The organism is Micromonospora globbae, from assembly GCF_036184225.1.
In the GTDB taxonomy this organism is placed as follows: Bacteria; Actinomycetota; Actinomycetes; order Mycobacteriales; family Micromonosporaceae; genus Micromonospora; species Micromonospora globbae.
In genome coordinates, this window is the sequence record NZ_CP108084.1 from 3,693,535 (window position 1) to 3,712,097 (window position 18,563).

20 protein-coding genes are annotated in these 18,563 nt (G+C 75.6%); 14 read left to right on the forward strand and 6 right to left on the reverse strand.

The genetic code is table 11. The annotated features are described in order from the left end of the window. The first annotated feature begins 70 nt into the window (after positions 1-70). From OG994_RS16340 to OG994_RS16355, 4 genes are all read left to right on the forward strand, one after another. The gene (locus OG994_RS16340) at positions 71-739 is read left to right on the forward strand and encodes a class I SAM-dependent methyltransferase (RefSeq protein ID WP_328850219.1); all 669 of its coding nucleotides are present in this window, start codon (positions 71-73) and stop codon (positions 737-739) included. A gap of 9 nt (positions 740-748) precedes the next feature. Further along, complete coding sequence (locus OG994_RS16345; RefSeq protein ID WP_328850221.1) at positions 749-1,909, forward strand: cytochrome P450; 1,161 nt, start codon at positions 749-751, stop codon at positions 1,907-1,909. 242 nt (positions 1,910-2,151) lie between these two features. Continuing rightward, the gene (locus tag OG994_RS16350) at positions 2,152-3,081 is read left to right on the forward strand and encodes an ATP-binding cassette domain-containing protein (RefSeq protein WP_328850222.1); all 930 of its coding nucleotides are present in this window, start codon (positions 2,152-2,154) and stop codon (positions 3,079-3,081) included. Next, positions 3,078-3,869 (forward strand): ABC transporter permease, encoded by a 792-nt coding sequence (locus tag OG994_RS16355; RefSeq protein ID WP_240032997.1) that lies wholly within the window; start codon positions 3,078-3,080, stop codon positions 3,867-3,869. Before OG994_RS16350 ends, OG994_RS16355 begins: the two co-directional genes overlap by 4 nt. A gap of 101 nt (positions 3,870-3,970) precedes the next feature. Here OG994_RS16355 and OG994_RS16360 read toward each other — a convergent pair whose 3' ends face one another. The 4 genes from OG994_RS16360 to OG994_RS16375 are packed head-to-tail and all read right to left on the reverse strand — an operon-like array spanning position 3,971 to position 8,197. Then, positions 3,971-4,648: a response regulator gene (locus OG994_RS16360; RefSeq protein ID WP_275670843.1), complete on the reverse strand. Its 678-nt coding sequence runs from the start codon at positions 4,646-4,648 to the stop codon at positions 3,971-3,973. Continuing rightward, positions 4,645-6,213 (reverse strand): sensor histidine kinase, encoded by a 1,569-nt coding sequence (locus OG994_RS16365; protein WP_240032996.1) that lies wholly within the window; start codon positions 6,211-6,213, stop codon positions 4,645-4,647. Before OG994_RS16365 ends, OG994_RS16360 begins: the two co-directional genes overlap by 4 nt. 54 nt (positions 6,214-6,267) lie before the next feature. Then, positions 6,268-7,005 carry a dethiobiotin synthase gene (bioD, locus tag OG994_RS16370; protein ID WP_120329413.1) on the reverse strand — a complete coding sequence of 246 codons (738 nt, stop codon included), beginning with the start codon at positions 7,003-7,005 and terminating at the stop codon, positions 6,268-6,270. Positions 7,006-7,060: 55 nt separating this feature from the next. Beyond that, entirely contained in the window at positions 7,061-8,197 is a 1,137-nt protein-coding gene (locus tag OG994_RS16375) for an 8-amino-7-oxononanoate synthase (protein WP_328850223.1), read from the reverse strand. A 168-nt stretch (positions 8,198-8,365) separates the two neighbouring features. Here OG994_RS16375 and bioB point away from each other — a divergent pair, with 168 nt between their 5' ends. The 10 genes from bioB (at position 8,366) to OG994_RS16425 (ending at position 16,493) form a co-directional block, all read left to right on the forward strand. Further along, positions 8,366-9,361 (forward strand): biotin synthase BioB, encoded by a 996-nt coding sequence (gene bioB / locus OG994_RS16380; protein ID WP_120329411.1) that lies wholly within the window; start codon positions 8,366-8,368, stop codon positions 9,359-9,361. An 11-nt stretch (positions 9,362-9,372) separates the two neighbouring features. Beyond that, positions 9,373-9,588, forward strand: coding sequence for a biotin synthase auxiliary protein BsaP (gene bsaP / locus OG994_RS16385; RefSeq protein ID WP_396843362.1), 216 nt, complete (start codon positions 9,373-9,375; stop codon positions 9,586-9,588). Between the two features lie 36 nt (positions 9,589-9,624). Beyond that, complete coding sequence (locus OG994_RS16390) at positions 9,625-10,473, forward strand: YbaB/EbfC family nucleoid-associated protein (protein WP_328850225.1); 849 nt, start codon at positions 9,625-9,627, stop codon at positions 10,471-10,473. Then, the gene (locus OG994_RS16395) at positions 10,470-10,793 is read left to right on the forward strand and encodes a hypothetical protein (RefSeq protein WP_120329408.1); all 324 of its coding nucleotides are present in this window, start codon (positions 10,470-10,472) and stop codon (positions 10,791-10,793) included. Before OG994_RS16390 ends, OG994_RS16395 begins: the two co-directional genes overlap by 4 nt. Positions 10,794-10,869: 76 nt before the next feature. After that, positions 10,870-11,973, forward strand: coding sequence for a hypothetical protein (locus OG994_RS16400; protein ID WP_328850226.1), 1,104 nt, complete (start codon positions 10,870-10,872; stop codon positions 11,971-11,973). Then, a complete protein-coding gene (locus OG994_RS16405) occupies positions 11,957-12,529 on the forward strand; it encodes a hypothetical protein (RefSeq protein WP_328850227.1) in 573 nt (190 codons plus the stop codon). The genes OG994_RS16400 and OG994_RS16405 overlap by 17 nt, the downstream gene beginning before the upstream one ends. After that, entirely contained in the window at positions 12,526-12,924 is a 399-nt protein-coding gene (locus OG994_RS16410; RefSeq protein ID WP_328850228.1) for a hypothetical protein, read from the forward strand. Before OG994_RS16405 ends, OG994_RS16410 begins: the two co-directional genes overlap by 4 nt. 2 nt (positions 12,925-12,926) lie before the next feature. Next, on the forward strand, positions 12,927-13,433 hold the full coding sequence (locus OG994_RS16415; RefSeq protein ID WP_328853732.1) for a GNAT family N-acetyltransferase: 507 nt from the start codon (positions 12,927-12,929) through the stop codon (positions 13,431-13,433). A gap of 273 nt (positions 13,434-13,706) precedes the next feature. After that, the gene (locus OG994_RS16420) at positions 13,707-14,534 is read left to right on the forward strand and encodes an LPXTG cell wall anchor domain-containing protein (RefSeq protein ID WP_328850229.1); all 828 of its coding nucleotides are present in this window, start codon (positions 13,707-13,709) and stop codon (positions 14,532-14,534) included. A gap of 393 nt (positions 14,535-14,927) precedes the next feature. Beyond that, positions 14,928-16,493, forward strand: coding sequence for an aldehyde dehydrogenase family protein (locus OG994_RS16425; protein WP_328850230.1), 1,566 nt, complete (start codon positions 14,928-14,930; stop codon positions 16,491-16,493). Positions 16,494-16,596: 103 nt separating this feature from the next. Here the strand turns inward: OG994_RS16425 and OG994_RS16430 are convergent, their stop codons facing one another. Both OG994_RS16430 and OG994_RS16435 read right to left on the reverse strand, forming a co-directional pair. Next, entirely contained in the window at positions 16,597-17,643 is a 1,047-nt protein-coding gene (locus OG994_RS16430) for a GNAT family N-acetyltransferase (RefSeq protein ID WP_328850231.1), read from the reverse strand. Between the two features lie 137 nt (positions 17,644-17,780). Beyond that, entirely contained in the window at positions 17,781-18,476 is a 696-nt protein-coding gene (locus tag OG994_RS16435) for an ACT domain-containing protein (protein WP_120329544.1), read from the reverse strand. Positions 18,477-18,563: the final 87 nt, after the last annotated feature.

The window sequence follows — 18,563 nt, forward strand, 5'->3', positions numbered from 1 at the left end:
TCACCGACCGTGGTGAACCGGTCACGCCACCCGCGGAACGTCGGCCCGACGGGCGGGGGAGAATCGGCGGGTGTCCGAGCTCACCACCGCCTTCGTCCGGCTGCACGCGCGACTCGCCCCGGTGGCGTTCGTCCCCGAGGTGCGGCTGCACCAGGCCGACGAGCCCATCGGGCTGTGGGAGTTCACCGAGGGCGAGTTCCGCAGCGACCGGCCGCCGCCGTTCTGGGCCTTCGCCTGGGCGGGCGGGCAGGCGCTCGCCCGGTACGTGACCGACCACCCCGAGCTGGTGGCCGGCCGCCGCGTACTCGACCTCGCCTCCGGTTCCGGGCTGGTCGCCATCGCGGCCGCGCGGGCCGGCGCGGCCTCCGTCCGCGCCGTCGAGGTCGACGAGCTGGCGGTCGCGGCCGTGGCGCTCAACGCCGAGGCCAACGGCGTACGCGTCGACGCCGAGTTCGGCGACATCCTCGACGGCGACGCGGGCGGCGCCGAGGTCGTGCTCGCCGGGGACGTCTTCTACAGCGAGGCGATGGCCCGGCGGATGCTCCGGTTCCTGCTCCGCGCCGCCCGGGCCGGGGCGACCGTGCTGGTGGGCGACCCCGGACGGGCGTTCTTGCCCCGCGACCGCTTCGAGGAGCTGGCCGCGTACGACGTGCCGGTGCCACCGGCGCTGGAGAGCGTCCGCGTGAAGCGCACCACGGTGTGGCGGCTGCGACCGGGGCTGCCGAAGGCTGCCGGCTAGCGTGTCGGCGTGCTGTTCCGCAGCTGGGCGCAGGTCGCCGACACCGGTTGGCCCGACGTGGCCCGGGTGGCGGACCACGTCGGCGTGGAGCACCTGGTGGTCACCCGGCACGCGCTGGTTCGCCAGGTGCTCACCGACCCGGTCACCTACCGGCCCGACAACGCGCTCGACGCGGTGACCCCGATGCCGGTGACCGCGCTGCGGCTGCTCGCCGGCCACCGGTTCCGGCTGCCGCCGACGCTCGCGAACAACTCCGGCGCGAGCCACCCCGAGATCCGCGCGATCGTCGCCGAGGCGCTGCACCCCACCCGGGTCGCCGCCCAACGGCCCTGGCTGACCGCGCTGGTCCGCGGGCGGGTCGCGCGGCTGGCCGCGTCCCTCGACGCGGGCGCGGCGGTCGACCTGTACGCGGAACTCGCCGCCGACCTGCCGCTGCTCGTCCTGGCCCGGATGGTCGAGCTGCCGGACGCGCGGGTCGGAGCCGTGAAGGCGTTCGCCCGGGCGGCCCTGGAGCTGTTCTGGGCGCCGCTGGACACCGACCGGCAGCTCGCGCTGGCCGACGAGGTGGGACGCTTCCACCGGGTGCTGCGCGAGTTCGCGGCCACCGGCGGCGGCCTGGCGGCCCGGCTGCGCGCCGCCGGGCACCCGGCCGACGTGGTGGTGGGTGCACTGTTCTTCCTGCTGGTCGCCGGCCAGGAAACCACCTCGCAGTTCCTCACCCTGCTGCTGCACCGGCTGGCCGGCGAGCCCACCGTACGGGCGGGGTTGCGCACCGGCGAGATCGCGGTCGCGGACGTCGTGGAGGAGGGTCTGCGCCTGGAACCGCCGATCGTCACGTGGCGGCGGGTGGCGGCGGTGGACACCACCCTGGGCGGTACGCCCGTGCCGGCGGGCACGAGCATCGTGCTCTGGCTGGCCCGGGCCGGGCGGGACCCGGAGGCCGTGGCGTCGCCGGACGAGTTCCGTCCCGGTCAGCGCGGCTCCCGCCGGCACCTGGCCTTCGGCGCGGGTCCGCACCGCTGCGTCGGTGACGTGCTGGCCCGGATGGAGGCGGGCGTGGTGGTCGCGGAAGCCGCGCCGCTCCTCGACGGGGTGAGCGTCGTGCGCGCGCCCTGGTGCCCCGACAACCTGACGTTCCGGATGCCCGACGCGTTCGTGATCCGCCGCTAACCCCGCCCGCCCCTCCCCCGCGCCCCGCCCCCCCGCCCGTCCCCCCGCGATCTTGCACTTTCCGCCCCGACAAACAGGGGCACACAGGACATTCCAGGGGCACAAACTGCAAGATCGCGGGGGCGGGGGGCGGGGGTGGGGGCGCGGGCGCGGGGCGCGGGGCGCGGGGGTGACGAAAGTGGGGGGTGGGGGGTGTCGTTCGGGCACGGTGGGACGGGGCTGCGTGGGCCTAGCGTCGGTGCATGATCACATTACGTGGCCTGACGAAACGGTTCGGGGCGACGACCGCCGTCGACGCCCTGACCGTCGACATCGCACCCGGCCGGGTCACCGGCTTCCTCGGCCCCAACGGCGCCGGCAAGTCCACCACCATGCGCATGATCCTCGGCCTCGACCGGCCCACCGCCGGCGAGGCCCTCATCGACGGCCGGCCGTACCGGCGGTTGCGGCATCCGCTGTACGAGGTGGGGGCGCTGCTCGACGCCACGGCGATCCACCCCGCCCGGTCCGGGCGCGCCCACCTGCTCGCGATGGCCCGCAGCAACGGCATCCCGGCCCGCCGGGTCGACGAGGTGCTCGCCACCGTCGGACTGGACGACCGGGCCGCCGCCAAGCCGGGACGCACCCTGTCCCTCGGCATGGGCCAGCGGCTCGGCATCGCCGGGGCGCTGCTCGGTGACCCGCCGGTGCTGATGTTCGACGAGCCGGTCAACGGTCTCGACCCGGACGGGGTGCGCTGGGTCCGGCAGCTCATGCGCTCCCTCGCCCGGCAGGGACGGACCGTCTTCGTGTCCAGCCACCTCATGAGCGAGATGCAGCTCACCGCCGATCAACTCGTGGTCATCGGCCGCGGGCGGCTGCTCGCCGACGCGCCGATCGGCGACGTGGTCGCGGACAGCACCCGCGCCGTGCGGGTCCGCAGCCCGCATCCGGACGGACTGGCCGCGCTCGCCGACCGGCTCGCCGCGACCGGCGCCACCGTGGAGGCGGCCGGTCCCGACGAGCTGACCGTCAACGGCGTCACCGTCGACCGGGTCGGCGACCTGGCGTACGAGCTGGGGGTGCGCCTGCACGAGCTGAGCCCGCAGGGCGCGTCGCTGGAACGCGCGTTCATGGAGCTGACCGCCGGCAGCGTCGAGTACGCCGGCGCACCCGGAGGTGACGACCGGTGACCACCCCGCACCACGCCCGTCGGCCGGCCGGCTTCGGCGGCGCCGTCGCCGCCGAGTGGACCAAGCTCTGGTCGGTACGCGGCACCTGGTGGACGCTGCTGGCCGCGGTGCTGGTGACCGCCGCCACCGCCGGGCAGCTCGCGATCTACGCGGCCAACGCCAACACCAACGACGACCCGGCCGACGACGCGGGGATCGTCACCGTGGGCAGCATCGTCACCGCCTCGGTGGAGCTGGCCCAGTACGCCGTGCTGGCCCTCGGGCTGCTCGCGATCACCAGCGAGTTCACGAGCCGCACCATCCGTACGACGTTGCAGTGCACCCCGTCGCGCGGCCGCGTACTGCTGGCGAAGGCCGTGGTGACGGCGGGCGTGACGTTCCCACTCGGCCTGCTGCTCGGCGGCGTCGGCGCGCTCGTGGCCCGGCCGGTGCTCGGCGAGTGGGGCACCGTCCCGGCGGCCGGCACCGTCCGGGACGTGGTGGCGTTCGCCGCCTACCTGGCGCTGGTCGGCGTGCTGGCCCTCGGGCTGGGGGCCGCGCTGCGCAGCGCCGTGCTCACGCTCGTGGTGCTCGTGGCCGCCCTCATGATCGTGCCGCTGTCGCTGCAGGAACCGGGCATCACCGTGCTCACCCGGATCGCGGACGCCTTCCCCGGGGTGGCGGGCGCCCACTTCCTGGCCGGGGACGGCGAACCCTACCCGTCGGTCGTGGGGCTGCTGCTGCTCGCCGGCTGGGCGGTCGCCGCGCTGGCACTCGGACGGGCCGCCCTGCGCCGCCGCGACGCCTGAGCACCGCGCCGGTTCCCCGGGCCCCAAGCCCGGGGAACCGGCGCAGCGGCCCGAGCGGACCGTCGAGGGGCGCACCCCGGCCCCCGAGCCCGGGGAGCCCGCTACTCCTCGACGAGCCCCGCCTCGTACGCGATGATCGCCGCCTGCACCCGGTTGCGGACCTCCAGGCGGGTGAAGATGCTCGTCAGATACGTCTTCACGGTGCCCTCGACCAGGTGCAGCCGGCGGGCGATCTCGGCGTTGGACAGGCCCGCCCCGACCAGCGCGAGCACCTCCCGCTCTCGGTCGGTGAGCCCCGCCGTACGGTCCCGGGCCGCCGGACGCCGGGCCAGCCGCCCGCCGCCCAGCTCGATGACGCGGCGGGCCACCCGGGGCGACAGGTACGCCCCGCCGTCGGCGACCGCGTGGACACCGGCGATCAGCTCGCGCGGATCCCCGGACTTGAGCAGGAAACCGCTCGCCCCGTGCCCGAGCGCCCGTGCCACGTGGTCGTCCTCGCCGAACGTCGTGAGCATGACCGTGGCGGTCTGCGGCACCAGCCGGCGGATCTCGGCGGCGGCGCTCAACCCGTCGAGCTTCGGCATCCGGATGTCCAGCAGGGCGACCGACGGCCGGTGCGCCCGGACGAGCTCCACGGCCGCCCGGCCGTCGCCCGCCTCGGCCACCACCTCGATACCCGGGTCGGTGGCGAGGATCGCCCGCACCCCGGCCCGGATCATCGCCTCGTCGTCGGCGAGCACGACCCGCACCGGCGCCGGCGCGCCGTCGTCCGTCGTCACGGCATCCGCTCCTTGCTGATCAGGCGCTCCTCGGCGAAGCAGAGCCGCCAGGTCGGCGCGGCCAGGGGGAAGTTTCCGTCGGTGTAGTACTCGCACCCGTCCCGGTCGACCCACACCGGCCGGTCCAGCTGCCGCCGGGGCAGCCCCGACAGGTCGGCGCGGCTCGCGCCCACCGGGAGGCTGTCGAAGGTCTCCTCGTCGAGCACCGTGCCGGCCGTCGCCAGCGGGTAGTAGACGAGCGACAGGGCCAGCGCCAGCGCGACCGGGGCACCGAACGCCACGAGCAGGCTCCGCCGCACCCGACGGCGCGCGTCGCGCAGCCGCCGCTCGGCGTCCGCGGGTCGCTCGGTCGGGACCGGCACGTCGTCGTGCCGGCGCGGCCCGTCGTCGGGCACCGGACGTCCGGCGGGGGCGGAGGCGGTCGCCGGGAGCGAGGCCCGTACGGCGAAGCCACCCTCGGCCCGGGGGCCGGCGTCCAGGGAACCGCCGGCGAGGCGTACCCGCTCGGCGAGCGCCACCAGCCCGCTGCCGTGCGAGGGCGGCCCGGGCAGCGGGCCGGCCGGCGGCGGCGCGTTGACCACCGCCACCTCCACCCGGTCGCCCACCCGGTCGAGGCGCACGTCGACGGTGGCGCCCGGCGCGTACCGGGCGGCGTTCGTCAGCGCCTCGCGCACCACCCGGTGCGCGGCGTGGCCGACCAGCGCCGGCAGCTCGCCCGCGTCGACGGACGCCTCGAGCCGTACCGCCATGCCCGCCTCCCGCGCCCCGTCGACCAGATCCGCGACGCTCTCGTCGGCCGGCCGCGTGCCCGCGCCCTCCTCGCGGAGCAGCCCGATGATCTCGTGCAGCCGCTCGGTGGCGGCGGCCACGCTCGCCCGCAGTTCCCCCGCGGCGGCCCGGTGCCGGGGATCGGCGTCGGCGGCCACCTCCAGGGCGGCGGCGCGCAGCGCGATCAGGCTCAGGTCGTGCCCCAGGGAGTCGTGCATCTCCTGCGCGATCCGGGCCCGCTCCCGCAGCCGCACCCGCTCGGCCACGCCGCGCTCCTCCCGGACCAGTGCGTCGGAGTAGCGGCGGCCCGCGTCGGCCAGCTCCTGCTGCTGCCGCCGGTACCGGCCCACCAGCCACGGGAAGACACCGGCCACCAGGAGCACCGCGGCGAGCAGGAACCAGGTGGTCGTTCCGGTGCCGAGCAGCCCCAGGTTGAGCAGGGTGCCACCCGCCGCGATCAGGGCGAACGCCGCCGCGGCCGGGCGGGCGTCGGCGCTCCGCCGCCCCACGAGGTAACTGAAGACCGGGATGGCGAACACGAAGTTGCCGTCGATCAGCGAGCCGAGCACCGTGATCACCAGCGCGGCCAGCGGCCATCGCCGGCTCACCCCCACGGCCGTCGCGAGCATCAGCAACGCGACGGCCAGCACGGCCAAGCCGTACGGCCGCTGGGGCGGCGTGACGCCCGCGTACCCGACCGGGGCGGCCACCACCGCCCAGAGCAGCAGGTCGCGCGGCAACCACGGCCGCTCCGCCAGCGCGCGCCGCAGCGTACGCACCCCGTCCCCCCTGGTCACGGCGGCCAGGCTACCCACCGACGGCGCGGGCGGGCACCGACGAAAGTCAGGTCTTCAGCCGATCTCCTCGGCCCAGGCGCGCCAGTCGTCGAGCACCCCGTGCAGCGCCGGGGTGAGCCAGCCCGGCGCCGACCGCCGGAACACGCCCGGATCCATGGCGCCGGCGCCGGCCGGCAGGGCGCCGAGCAGCTTCGGCACCAGGTCGCTGAGGTTGGTCCAGTGCACCAGCTCCGGCGCGGCCGGCCAGGCGCCGATGACCACCCCGGCGGGCACGGCACGGCGGTCCAGCGCCTCCAGGGTCAGCGCGGTGTGGTTGAGGGTGCCCAGCCCGGCCCGGGCGACCACCACGGCCGGCGCGCCGAGCGAGACGGCCAGGTCGGCCACCGTCCACGGCTCCCCCGACGGGCGCAGCCCCATCGGCACGAGCAGCCCGCCGGCCCCCTCCACCAGCACCAGGTCGTGCTTGTCCGCCTCCTCACGTACCGCGTCGACCGCGGTGTAGAGCTCCAGCGGCTCCAGCTCGGCCACCCGCGCGGCCGTGAGCGGGGCGAGCGGGTCGGGGTAGCTGGCCAGGGTCCGCCCGGTGAGCGGGGCGGCCAGCCGCTGCACGGCGTCCACGTCGCCGGGCTCGCCGGTCGCCGTACCGGTCTGGCCGGGCTTCAGGACCGCCACCCGCAGCCCCGCGGCCTGCGCCGCCGCGGTGATCGCCGCGGTCACGACCGTCTTGCCCACCTCGGTGTCCGTGCCGGTCACCACGACCGGTCCCCGCCACGGCGTGGTCGTACCACTCACGGTGTCACCTTCGTTCGCGACTGCGGGGCTCGCAAAACCGGCTCACTCCTCGCGCTCACGGTGCACACTCCACGATGACCTCCAGCGCCCGCACGAAGTCCTCCCGCGGCACACCCGCGTTGAGGGTCAGCCGCAGCCGCGAGCGGGTGTCGGGTGTGGACGGCGGGCGGAAGCAGCCCACGGCGACCGCCCGGTCGCGGCAGTCCGCGGCCCACGCCGTCGCCGCCTCGGGGCCCGGAGCGGTCACCGAGATCACCGCCGCGTCCGGGTCGGAGACGGTGAGACCGGCGCCGCGCAGCCGGCGTACGGCGAGCGCGGCCCGGTCGGCCAGCTCGGCGCGGAGCGGGTCGGCGGCCCGGGCCAGGGCGACCGCGGCGCGCACGCCGGCCGCGACGGCGGGCGGCAGCGCCGTGTCGAAGATGAACGTGCGTCCGGTCTCGACGAGGTGCCGGACGAACTCGGCCGGCCCGGCCACCAGTCCGCCCGCGCCGCCGAGCGCCTTGGAGAGGGTGGCGGTCACCACCACGTCCGGCTGGCCCGCCAGGCCCGCGGCGGCGACGGCGCCGGCGCCGGCCGGCCCGGTGACGCCGAGCCCGTGCGCGTCGTCGACCAGCAGCAGCGCGCCGTGCCGGCGGGCGACGGCGTGCAGCTCGGCCAGCGGGGCGAGGTCACCGTCGACCGAGAAGACCGACTCGGTGACCACCACGGCCGGTCGGCCCGGAGCCGCCGCGAGGGCGGCCGCCACCGCGGCGACGTCGGTGTGCGGGGTGACCACGGTCTCCGCGCCGGAGATCCGGCAGCCGTCGATGAGCGAGGCGTGGTTGTGCGCGTCGGAGACCAGCAGCGTCCGCGGTTGGACGAGCGCGCGCAGCGCCCCGAGGTTGGCCAGGTAGCCGGAGGAGAAGACCAGGGCGCGGTCCGCGCCGAGCCAGTCGGCCAGCGCGTCCTCGAGCGCGTGGTGCGCGTCGGTGGAGCCGCGCACGAGGCGGGAGCCGGTCGCCCCCAGGCCGTACGCCGACAGGGCCCGCGCGGCGGCCGCGGTGACCTCGGGGTGGGTGGCCAGGCCGAGGTAGTCGTTGCCGGCGAGGTCGGTGACCGCCTCCCCGGCGGAGCGCGGGTGCAGCCGCCGGGTCAGCCCGGCCTTCGCCCGCAGCTCGGCGCGGCGGTGGAGCGCCGCCAGCCAGTCCGCCACCGTGCCCCCTCGTCGCCGCTTCCACCGGCCGTTTCCGGCCGCCTCCGCCGGGCGAAGTTACCACCCCCCGGATCCCGGCCGGCGGATCCACTCGGGGGCGCCGCGACCACGCTCACGCCCCCGGCGCAGCCGTACCTGCCCGGTGGGGGGCCTTGTAGGGTACGAGCCATGCCAGAGATCCTCGACCAGGCCCGCACCCAGGTCCTGGGTGACGGCGTCGGCCTCGACCAGGCCGGCGTCCTCGCCGTGTTGAACCTCCCCGACGAGCACCTGCCCGCCGCACTCCAGCTCGCCCACGAGGTGCGGATGCGCTGGTGCGGCCCGGAGGTCGAGGTCGAGGGGATCGTCTCGCTCAAGACGGGCGGCTGCCCGGAGGACTGCCACTTCTGCTCGCAGTCCGGGCTGTTCACCTCGCCGGTCCGCTCGGTCTGGCTGGACATCCCGTCGCTGGTCGAGGCGGCGAAGCAGACCGCGGCGACGGGGGCGACGGAGTTCTGCATCGTGGCGGCCGTACGCGGGCCGGACGCCCGGCTGATGAAGCAGATGCGCGAGGGTGTGGCCGCCATCAAGGCGGAGGTCGACATCCAGGTCGCCGCCTCGCTCGGCATGCTCACGCAGGAGCAGGTCGACGAGCTGGTCGACATGGGTGTGCACCGCTACAACCACAACCTGGAGACCTGCCGCTCCTACTTCCCCCACGTGGTGACCACGCACACGTGGGAGGAGCGCTGGGAGACGCTGCGGATGGTGCGGGACTCGGGCATGGAGGTCTGCTGCGGCGGCATCCTGGGCCTGGGCGAGAGCGTCGAGCAGCGCGCGGAGTTCGCGGCGCAGCTCGCCGAGCTGGACCCGCACGAGGTGCCGCTGAACTTCCTGAACCCGCGGCCCGGCACGCCGCTGGGTGACCGTCCGGTGGTGGAGGGGAAGGACGCGCTGCGGGCCATCGCCGCGTTCCGGCTGGCCATGCCGCGGACCATCCTCCGGTACGCGGGCGGCCGCGAGATCACCCTCGGCGACCTCGGCACCCGCGACGGTCTGCTGGGCGGCATCAACGCGGTGATCGTCGGCAACTACCTGACCACCCTCGGCCGCCCGGCCACGGAGGACCTGGCGCTGCTGGAGGACCTGAAGATGCCGGTCAAGGCGCTCTCCGCGACGCTGTGAGGGGGTCGACGGTGACGGACGCCGTGACGCGGCCGGACGGTGCCGCGCCGGTCTGGTGCGACCGCTGCGGCGAGGCCACGGTGGACGGCCCGCACGAGACGTGCGCGCGGGCGCGCACGCTGGAGCCGCCCCGGTACTGCGGGCACTGCCGCCGCCGGATGAAGGTGCAGGTGCTGCCGGTCGGCTGGTCGGCGGTCTGCGTCGCGCACGGCGAGATCCGGGGCTGAGGCGCCCTCACCCTCACGGGCCCCACCGTCGCGGTCGTGGATGGTACGTTCCCGTTCCGGACCGGCACGGTGGCCCGGAACAGGTGGGGGGACATGGCGGACGGCGCGACCACGGCCGCGCGGCAGCGGCGGGTGCTGGCCGCGGCGACGGAGTTCGGCGCGGCCATCGGGGCCACCCGGGTGACGGTGGAGTCACCCGACGGCGCCGTGGTGGTGACGGTCGGTCCCGGCAACGCCGTCGTGGACCTCACGTTGACCCGCCGGATCCGGCAGCACGACGGGCGGTCGCTGGGTGCGCTGATCGTCTCCACGGTGCGTACGGCGGTCGACCGGGCCACCCAGGAGCTGGCGGCGCGCGCCCGCGAGCTGGCCCCCGACCGCCCCGACCTGCCCGGGCTGCTCACCGGGGCCCTGCCCGCACCGCCCGCGCCGCGCTCGGGCGACACGACCGGCGCGGCCGCGGGCCCGACGGGCACCGGCGCCGCGGGCACGGGTGGCGGCGCGGCCGGCGTGCCCGGTGACGAGCTGGCCGCCGGCGCCCGGCGGCTCAGCGCCGAGGCGGACCGGCAGCTCGACGCGTACGCGGCAGCGTGGGAGGAGCTGGAAGTGCTGACGGCGACCGCCCACTCCCCCGACGGCGGGGTCACCGCCGTGGTGCGTGCCGGCGGCGCGCTGGAGCGGGTCGAGCTGCACGGCTCCCTGCTGCGGGGCGAACCGGCCGGCCTGGCCGCGCTGGTGCTCGCCACGGTGCACCGGGCCACCGCCGAGGCGTCCCGCCGGATGGCCGAGCGGGTGCAGCAGGCGGTCGGCCCGCGGCTGGACGTGATGGCCCTCGTGACGCCCCACCTGCCGGCCGAGGGCGCGGACGAGGAGGGACGGGCATGACCGGTTTCGAAGCCGACGTGGACGCGATCATGAGCTGCCGCACGCGGCTGGCGGAGATCCAGCAGCGCGCCGCGGCCATCGCCGACCTGGCCGAGGACGCCAACCCGGAGTGGTACATCTGGGGCGCGCTCGGCGCCCCGTTCGCCGCGCTCTACTGGTCGTACGCCGACGACATCCACAAGCACCTCGGCATGATGGGCGAGGCGCTGCGGGACCGGGTGGACGCGCTGGACTGCACGGCCCAGGCCTACCGGGAGACCGACGAGCGCATCGACGCGCACCTGCGCCGCATCGGCGTGAAGCTCGAGGGTGGGGCATGAGCGAGCGCAGCGAGCGAGTCATCGGGCACAGCGCGGTGGAGCCTCATGACGGCGCCGACCGGAGGGAGGCGGCGGCGTGACCGAGCGCGATCTCAAGGACAGCGACGTCACCAACGACGTCACCCGCCAGGAGGGGTCGTTCGGGCCGTTCGGCGCCGAGACCACCTGGGACGGCTACGGCGGCGCCGGCTCGGTCGACGTCGGCGGCTTCGACCTGCTCCGCTTCGACCCGGTCAAGGACGTGCCCGGCCTGTCCGGCGTGCCGCAGGCCGTCTCGGCCGGGGCCAAGTGGGCCAGCGGCGACGGCGACTGGTCGGAGCTGTTCAACATCGCGGGCAGCATCGGCGACCTGGGCGTCAACGTGCTGGTGTACGCCGCCGACCCGCTCAACTTCCTCATCTCCGCCGGACTCACGTTCCTCATCGACGTGGTGCAGCCGCTGGAGGACCTGCTCGGCCTGGTCACCGGGAACCCGGAGCGGATGGAAGGCGAGATCGCCAAGTGGGAGCGGGTCGGCAACGCGCTGGAACCCCTCGCCGAGGAGATCCGCCAGGCCGCCCAGGAGGGGCTGATCGGGTGGAAGGGGGTCGCCGCAGACGCGGCCCGTGCCCGGCTGGACGAGTTCGCCCAGGGCGTCGCCGGGATCGGCAACGACGTCAAGCAACTCGTCATGATCCTCAACATGGCCAAGCTGCTCATGGAGATCGCCCAGGGCTTCGTGATCGGGCTGATCGCCACGTTCGTCGAGTGGCTGGTCTTCACCTGGACGGCCGCGCTGGCCGCCGCCGCCCCGACCATGGGGGCGTCGACCGCCGCCGCGGGCGCGGCCACCACGGCCCAGGGCGCGATCGTGACGAGCCGCGCCGTGAGCTTCATCAACCGGGTCGTCTCCGTGCTCCAGCGGCTGCGCACGGTACTGACCCGGATGCACCCGCGCATCATGCGGCGGGTGCAGGCGTCGTTCCAGATGCGCGGCCCCAACGGCCGGTTCGTCTCGGGCTGGCAGGGCGCGCCGAGCGCCCTGCGCGCGTCGGTGACGGACTGGCGGACGTGGATGGGGCCGCTGGACAAGGCGGTCACCACGGCCAGCAACGAGGGCAAGCGGATCGTCGACTACAGCAGCGACGAGAACGAACTCTCCGACGAGCAGATGGACCGGTACCTTGGCCCCGACAGGTGAGCCGGCCGGGCCGATGGCCCACCCGGAGACCGCGTACCCCGTCGAGGCGTACGACCCGGAGGGGCCGCCGCCGGCGCTGCCGCCCGGGCACGGCGGCATCGCGGTGCACGTCTGGTGCCCGCCCGAGGCGCGGCGCCACACGCTGGCCCCGATGGTGGGCGTCGACGGCCGTCCCGCCACCTACGGCTTCGGCCGGGCGCTGATCGTGGTGCCGGCCGGCGAGCGCCTCGTCGAGGTGCAGTACGTCGAGCCGCAGCGCAGCATGATGGTCACCGTCGGGGAGGGACAGGTCGTGCCCGTCGAGTACGCCGCCTCGTACGACGCGGTGGCCTCCGGCTCGCTCGGCACCGGCCCGCAGCGTCCCCGCGGGCGCATGCCGCTGGCCGCGGCGCTGGCGTTCACCGTCGGCATCGTGCTGCTCTGCTGCTACGGCACGGTCGTGCCGTTCATCCTCGCCGGGGACGTCCCGCCGCTCGCGCTGATGCTGGCCCCGGTGGTCGGGCTCGCCGCCGGTGGCCTGTTCCTGCTGTTCTGGTTCCGCCGGAGGCGCCGGTGACGACGGAGGCCCACTTCCTCGGCGACGCCGACGCGCCGCCGCCCCCGCCCGGGCACGGTGTGCTGGTGGTGACGTTCCACTTCACCAGCAAGGTCGAGCTGTACCGGTCGGGCATGCTGCTGCGCGACCGGCCGAACTGGGACATCTGGGTTCCGCCGCCCGTGCTGACGGTCGACGGTCAGCCGGTGCGCGCGAGCTGGTCGACCTGGTGCTATCCCCTGCCGGCCGGGCCGCACCAGGTGGACGTCCGCGAGCCGGCGGCCGCCGGGCGCCGGGTGGAGGTCGTCGCGGGCGAGGCGCACCGGCTGCGCTACGACGCCTCCGTGACGATCCGGAAGGACCACACGGACACGCGGGTCCTCCAGTGGCACGGCACCGGGCGGTGGCGGGCGTGAGCATCCTCACAGGACGGTCGGTCGTGCTCCGGCCGGCCACCGCGGCCGACGTGCCGCGGCTCGCGGCGATCCGCGCCACTCCGGAGGTGCGCCGCTGGTGGCGCGGCGGCGACGACCTGGCCCCCGCGGTCCGGGCCGACCTCGCCGACGAGACGACGACCGTGTACGCGATCGAACACGACGGCCGGGTGGCCGGCGCCATCCAGTGGTACGCCGAGGAGGACCCGGACTACCGCCACGCCAGCCTGGACGTCTTCCTGGACCCGGAGACGCACGGTCGCGGGCTCGGCCCGGACGCGATCCGGACGGTGATCCGGCACCTGATCGACGCCCACGGGCACCACCGGTTCACCATCGACCCGGCGGCCGGGAACAGCCAGGCGATCCGCAGCTACGCGAAGGTGGGCTTCCGGCCGGTCGGGGTGCTGCGCCGCTACGAGCGCGGCGAGGACGGGCGCTGGCACGACGGTCTCCTCATGGATCTGCTCGCCGACGAACTGGTCGGCTGACAGCGCGTACGCGAACGGTGGGCGGGTGCCGGCGGGCGGCCCGTCCGTGACGCCGCGCGGTCGCGCGTTGGTGCGAGGACCGTCCATTCACGACGCCGAGGCACCGCAGCGTCCGTTCGCCCGTACGTGTTACACCGACACGCCGCGAAATCGCATCGGATTTGATCTCTTCTCGTCGCATCACCGCAGCTCAGACCGATTGACCGATGCCACGCGCCGATCCCGTTCATGAGATCATGCGTCGTCCCCTCTACCGATCTCGGAGGAACATTCATGCCACATCGTCGGCAGGTGGCGCGCGCGGGCCTCACCGCGGCCGCCGCCACGGCCTGCCTTGCTCTTGCCACCCCGGCCTGGGCCACCCCGAGCACCACCCCGCTCAACCCCGCGCACCGGGGTTCGACCGCGGCCGGCTTCGGCACCCAGGAGTGCGGCGACGAGCGGTTCGCCACCCGGGCGGACAACCAGGACGGCTGGCACTTCGTACTGCCCGGCGGCAAGGAGGCCGGGAGCTTCGAGAGCCTCACCCTGACCTTCGACAACGGCACCACCGACGTCGAGGTGAAGATCCCGGACGCTTCCGACCCCTACCCGGACGCCTTCTACTCGACCGGCGGCAAGAACCTCCGGGTCATCCACGCGTACCTCTTCACGCCGGCCGGCTGGACCCTCGTGGACGGCAGCGCGGTGATCAGCGGCACGGCCGCCAAGTTCAACCTGAGCCACACCTGCCCCGGCACCGCCGTCGGGGAGTCGCCGTCGCCGAGCCCGTCGACGCCGGGCGGGGAGTCGCCGACTCCGACGCCGTCCACCCCTGGTGGGGAGTCGCCGACCCCGACGCCGTCGACCCCGGGCGGGGAGTCGCCGACCCCGACGCCCTCCACCCCGGGCGGGGAGTCGCCGACCCCGGGTGACTCGGGCACCCCGTCGGCGAGCGCCTCGCCGGGCACGGGTGTCGGCGGGAGCGACGACGAGGGCAGCCTGCCGCTGACCGGTGTGGCCGCGACCAGCATCGCGCTCACCGGCGTCGTCCTCATCGGTGGTGGCGTCGCGCTGATGACGCTGCGCCGCCGCCGCGACAAGGTCACCTTCACCAGCTGATCCCCGCAGCGGACGACCGGCCCCCGGAGGAGTCTCCGGGGGCCGGTCGCCGTTTCCGGCAGGTGGCGGTCGGGCCCGCATCCTGCGCGGGGAGCCCGCCGGCGGGTGACCGTGCCGGCGGTTGATCCGCGGGGCACGCCGGTCCGTACCGACGGGCAACTGGCCGACGACAGCCGGGGGACACGTCACATCATCCACAGACATCGATTCGCTGTTCCGCTTTCCGCAGGTCGACGGCACCGCGCACGACACCGCGGCCGCGCGCCGGGCCGGATCACCCGTCCTGGTATACGAGCGTACGGTTGCCGGCCCGTCGCGGGGCGCGCGACAGTACGCGACACCAGCGGTGCCATCGACGCCGCCGCTCCCCCGGACAACCCAGAGGAGAACGCGATGGCTCTACGACTCGCCGAGGGCACCGCCTGGTCGGACACCCTCGCCCGCGCCGTGGCCGCCGCACCGGAGGCGTTCGGCGCCCCGGCCGACGGCGTGACCACCCTGCACAACCTCGTCGAGGGTGACTGGCGGGCGGTCGGCACCCCCACCCCGGTACGCACCCCGCTGGACAACACCGTCCTCGTCAACCTCCCCCGGCTCGGCGCCGAGGACGCCCGGGCGGCCGTCGCGTACGCGGCCGCCGCGCACCGCGACTGGGCGGACACCCCTCTGGCCCAGCGGAAGGAACGGGTCGTCGCGGCGCTGGACGCCCTCACCGCGCACCGGGACCTGCTCGCCCTCCTGCTCGTGTGGGAGATCGGCAAGCCGTGGCGGCTGGCCTGCGCCGACGTGGACCGGGCACTCGACGGCGTCCGCTGGTACGTCGGTGAGATCGACCGGATGCTCGCCGGCGGCCGGGAACCGCTGCCGGGCCCGGTCAGCAACATCGCCTCCTGGAACTACCCGATGAGCGTGCTGGTGCACGCCGAACTGGTGCAGTTACTCGCCGGCAACGCGGTGATCGCCAAGACCCCGTCCCAGGGCGGGGCGGTCTGCCTCACCGTGGCGCACGCGCTCATGCGCCGCGCCGGGCTGCCGGCCACGCTCGTCTCCGGTGGCGGCGAGGAGCTGTCCGAGGTGCTCGTCCGGGCGCCCGAGATCGGCGCGGTCGCCTTCGTCGGCGGGCGCTCCAACGGCGGAAAGGTGGCCGCCGCGCTGCTCGACACCGACAAGCGGCACTTCATCGAGCAGGAGGGGCTGAACGCCTGGGGGATCTGGAACTTCTCCCAGTGGGATCTGCTCGCCGGGCACCTGAAGAAGGGCTTCGAGTACGGCAAGCAGCGCTGCACCGCGTACCCCCGGTTCGTGGTGCAGCGCGACCTGGTCGACCAGTTCCTCGACATGTACCTGCCCGTGGTCCGCTCCGTCCGGTTCGGACACCCGCTGGCCGTCGAGGATGGCTGGTCGGCCGGCGACCCGCTGCCCGACCTGGACTTCGGGCCGCTCATCAGCCCCGCCAAGGCCGACGAGCTGCGGCGCAAGGTGGACGAGGCGGTCCGCGGCGGCGCCGTGCCGCTGCACCGGGGCAAGCTCGACGGCGCGCCGTTCCTGCCCGGACAGGACACCTCCGCGTACGTGGCGCCGGCCGTGCTGCTGGCGCCGCCCGGCCGGTCCCGGCTCATGCACGCCGAGCCGTTCGGGCCGGTCGACACGATCGTCGTGGTGGACACCACCGACGAGCTGCTGGCCCAGATGAACGCCTCCAACGGGGCGCTGGTCGCCTCGCTGGCCTGCGACGACGAGGAACTCGCCGGCAAGCTCGCGGTGGACCTCCAGGCGTTCAAGGTCGGCATCAACAAGCCCCGCTCGCGCGGCGACCGCGAGGAGCCGTTCGGCGGGCGGGGCGCCTCGTGGAAGGGCGCGTTCGTCGGCGGCGAACTGCTCGTGCAGGCCGTCACGCAGGGCGGCGACGAGCGCCTGTACGGCAACTTCCCCGACTACAGCCGCTACCCGGCGACCTGACCGACAGTTGGCCGTGACGCCGTCCCGGTGGGTGCGGGAGCCCGAAGCCCACCGGGACGGGCGTGCCCCTGCTCCACGGGCCCCCGCACCTACCGGGGCCCCTTCACCGCGTCCGGGCGGGGACGGTCAGCGGCAGGGTGAGCGTGAGCAGGGCGCCGTCCGGGTCGGTGCGCACCGGGCGGCCCAGGCGGTGCACGGTGCGCAGCAGGGCGCCGTTCTCCGCCTGGGTATGCAGCACGAGCGCGGCGTACCCGGCCTGCTCGGCGTGCCGGACCAGCCGGCGCAGCAACGCCGCCCCGAGCCCGCGGCGCTGCCAGTCGTCGCGTACCAGCAGCGCCACCTCGGCCTCGTCCCCCTCGCCGAGCAGGTTCGCCATGGCCACCACCGACTCGGCGGCACCGCCGGCGTCGACGGTCGCCGCGACCAGGGTCAGCCCGCGGGCCGGCTCCAGCATCCGGCGCAACCGGGCGGGCGCCGGCACGGCCGCGCCACCGAGGTAGCGGCGGTACCGGCTGCGCGCGGAGCAGCCCTCGTGCAGGTCGAGCACGGCCGGCAGGTCGTCGGCGACCGCCGGCCGTACGGCCAGCTCGGCGCCGTCGGGCAGCACCAGCGTGACCTGCTCGGCGGCCCGGCGTACGACGGCGGCGGCCAGTTCGACCAGCGCCTGGGCCCGCGCGTACTCGGCGGGCGTGAACTCGGGTGCGGCCCGGCGCAGCGTGAACGCGCCCCCGCCCAGGTCGGCGAGGCGCATCGTGGTGCCCGCGATCCCCACCTCGGTGTCCGCGGCCTCCGGCCGCCAGGTCACGGCGTCCGCGCCGACGAGCGCCCGCAGCGCCGCACCGGTGGCCTCGGGGTCGCGGACGAGCCGGGTGGCCAGCCCGAGCACGCGGGTGGGCTGGTCGACGAGCCCGCGCGCCTCGCTGCGCGCCACCCAGCAGTCCCGCCCGCGGCCCCGCTCGACGGCGGCCAGCAGGTCGGCCTCGTCGAGCGCGTCCGGCGCGTCGACGAGGAAGTCGTCCACCGCGCCCCGCTCGGTGGTGTGCACCTGCACGGCGAGGATGTTGACCCCGCGCAGGGCGAGGCTCGCCGTGAGCACCGACAGGTAGCCGGGCCGGTCGTCCACGGTGGCCCGGATCCGCCACAACGTCATGGTTGGCTCCCTTCCCCGGGTACCACCCTCGGCGGCGGCTGTTGCGGGCCGATTGCCCGGCGGTGACGGCTCCGCGACCCGCCGGCGATCCGCGTCACACCCGCGCGGTGCCCGAACCGTCCGCCGCCGCCTCGGGATCAGGCGGTCACCGGGGGTTGGCCGACCAGGTCCAGCCGGTCACCGAGGATGACGGCGCTGGCCCGGACCAGCTGCGCCAGCCGGTCCACCTCGGTGGCGTGGAACCCGGCGGCGGTGAGCGGGTCGGCGTGCTCGCGCGCCACCACCAGCACCAGGCCGGCCCGACCGAAGGGCGCGACCGCGTGATGGGTGCCGTCGGCGGCGGTCATCGCCCGCGCGCGCAGCGGGGTCACCTCCGGCAGCCGCGGCGGCACGGGGGCGCGCCAGCTGGCGTGGCCGATCGCCGCCGTGCCGCCGCCCGACCGGGACGCCCAGTCCACGGGCACCACGGCGGCCACCGCCCAGTCGGCGGCGAGCAGCCCGGGCACCGCGTCGACGAGGGTTGCCAGCCCGTCCGCGGGGTTCGCGGCGACCTGCGCCAGCAGCTCGGCGTCCTGCCCCGTCGCGGTGGGCGCGCCGATCGCCCGCCACATCCCGTCCACCCGTACGCCGGGAATCGCCGCGAGGCCGGCCAGCAGCCGCTCGACCCGGGCCGCGCCGGGCCAGACGACGGTGAAGTCGTCGACCGCCCGCCCGCCGAGGCGTTCCAGCACCACGACCTGGACGATGTCGGCGCCGGAGACGCCCAGCGTCCGGGCCACCTGGCCGAGGGAGCCGGGGCGGTCCGGCAGGGTCACCCGAACTCGTAGCAACATGTCGTCCCCTCCGGTCGGCGGGCCGGCGCCGGTGGCCGGCAGGCTGGTCTCCAGCCTGGTCACCGTCCGTTTCGCCCCTGTTGCCGC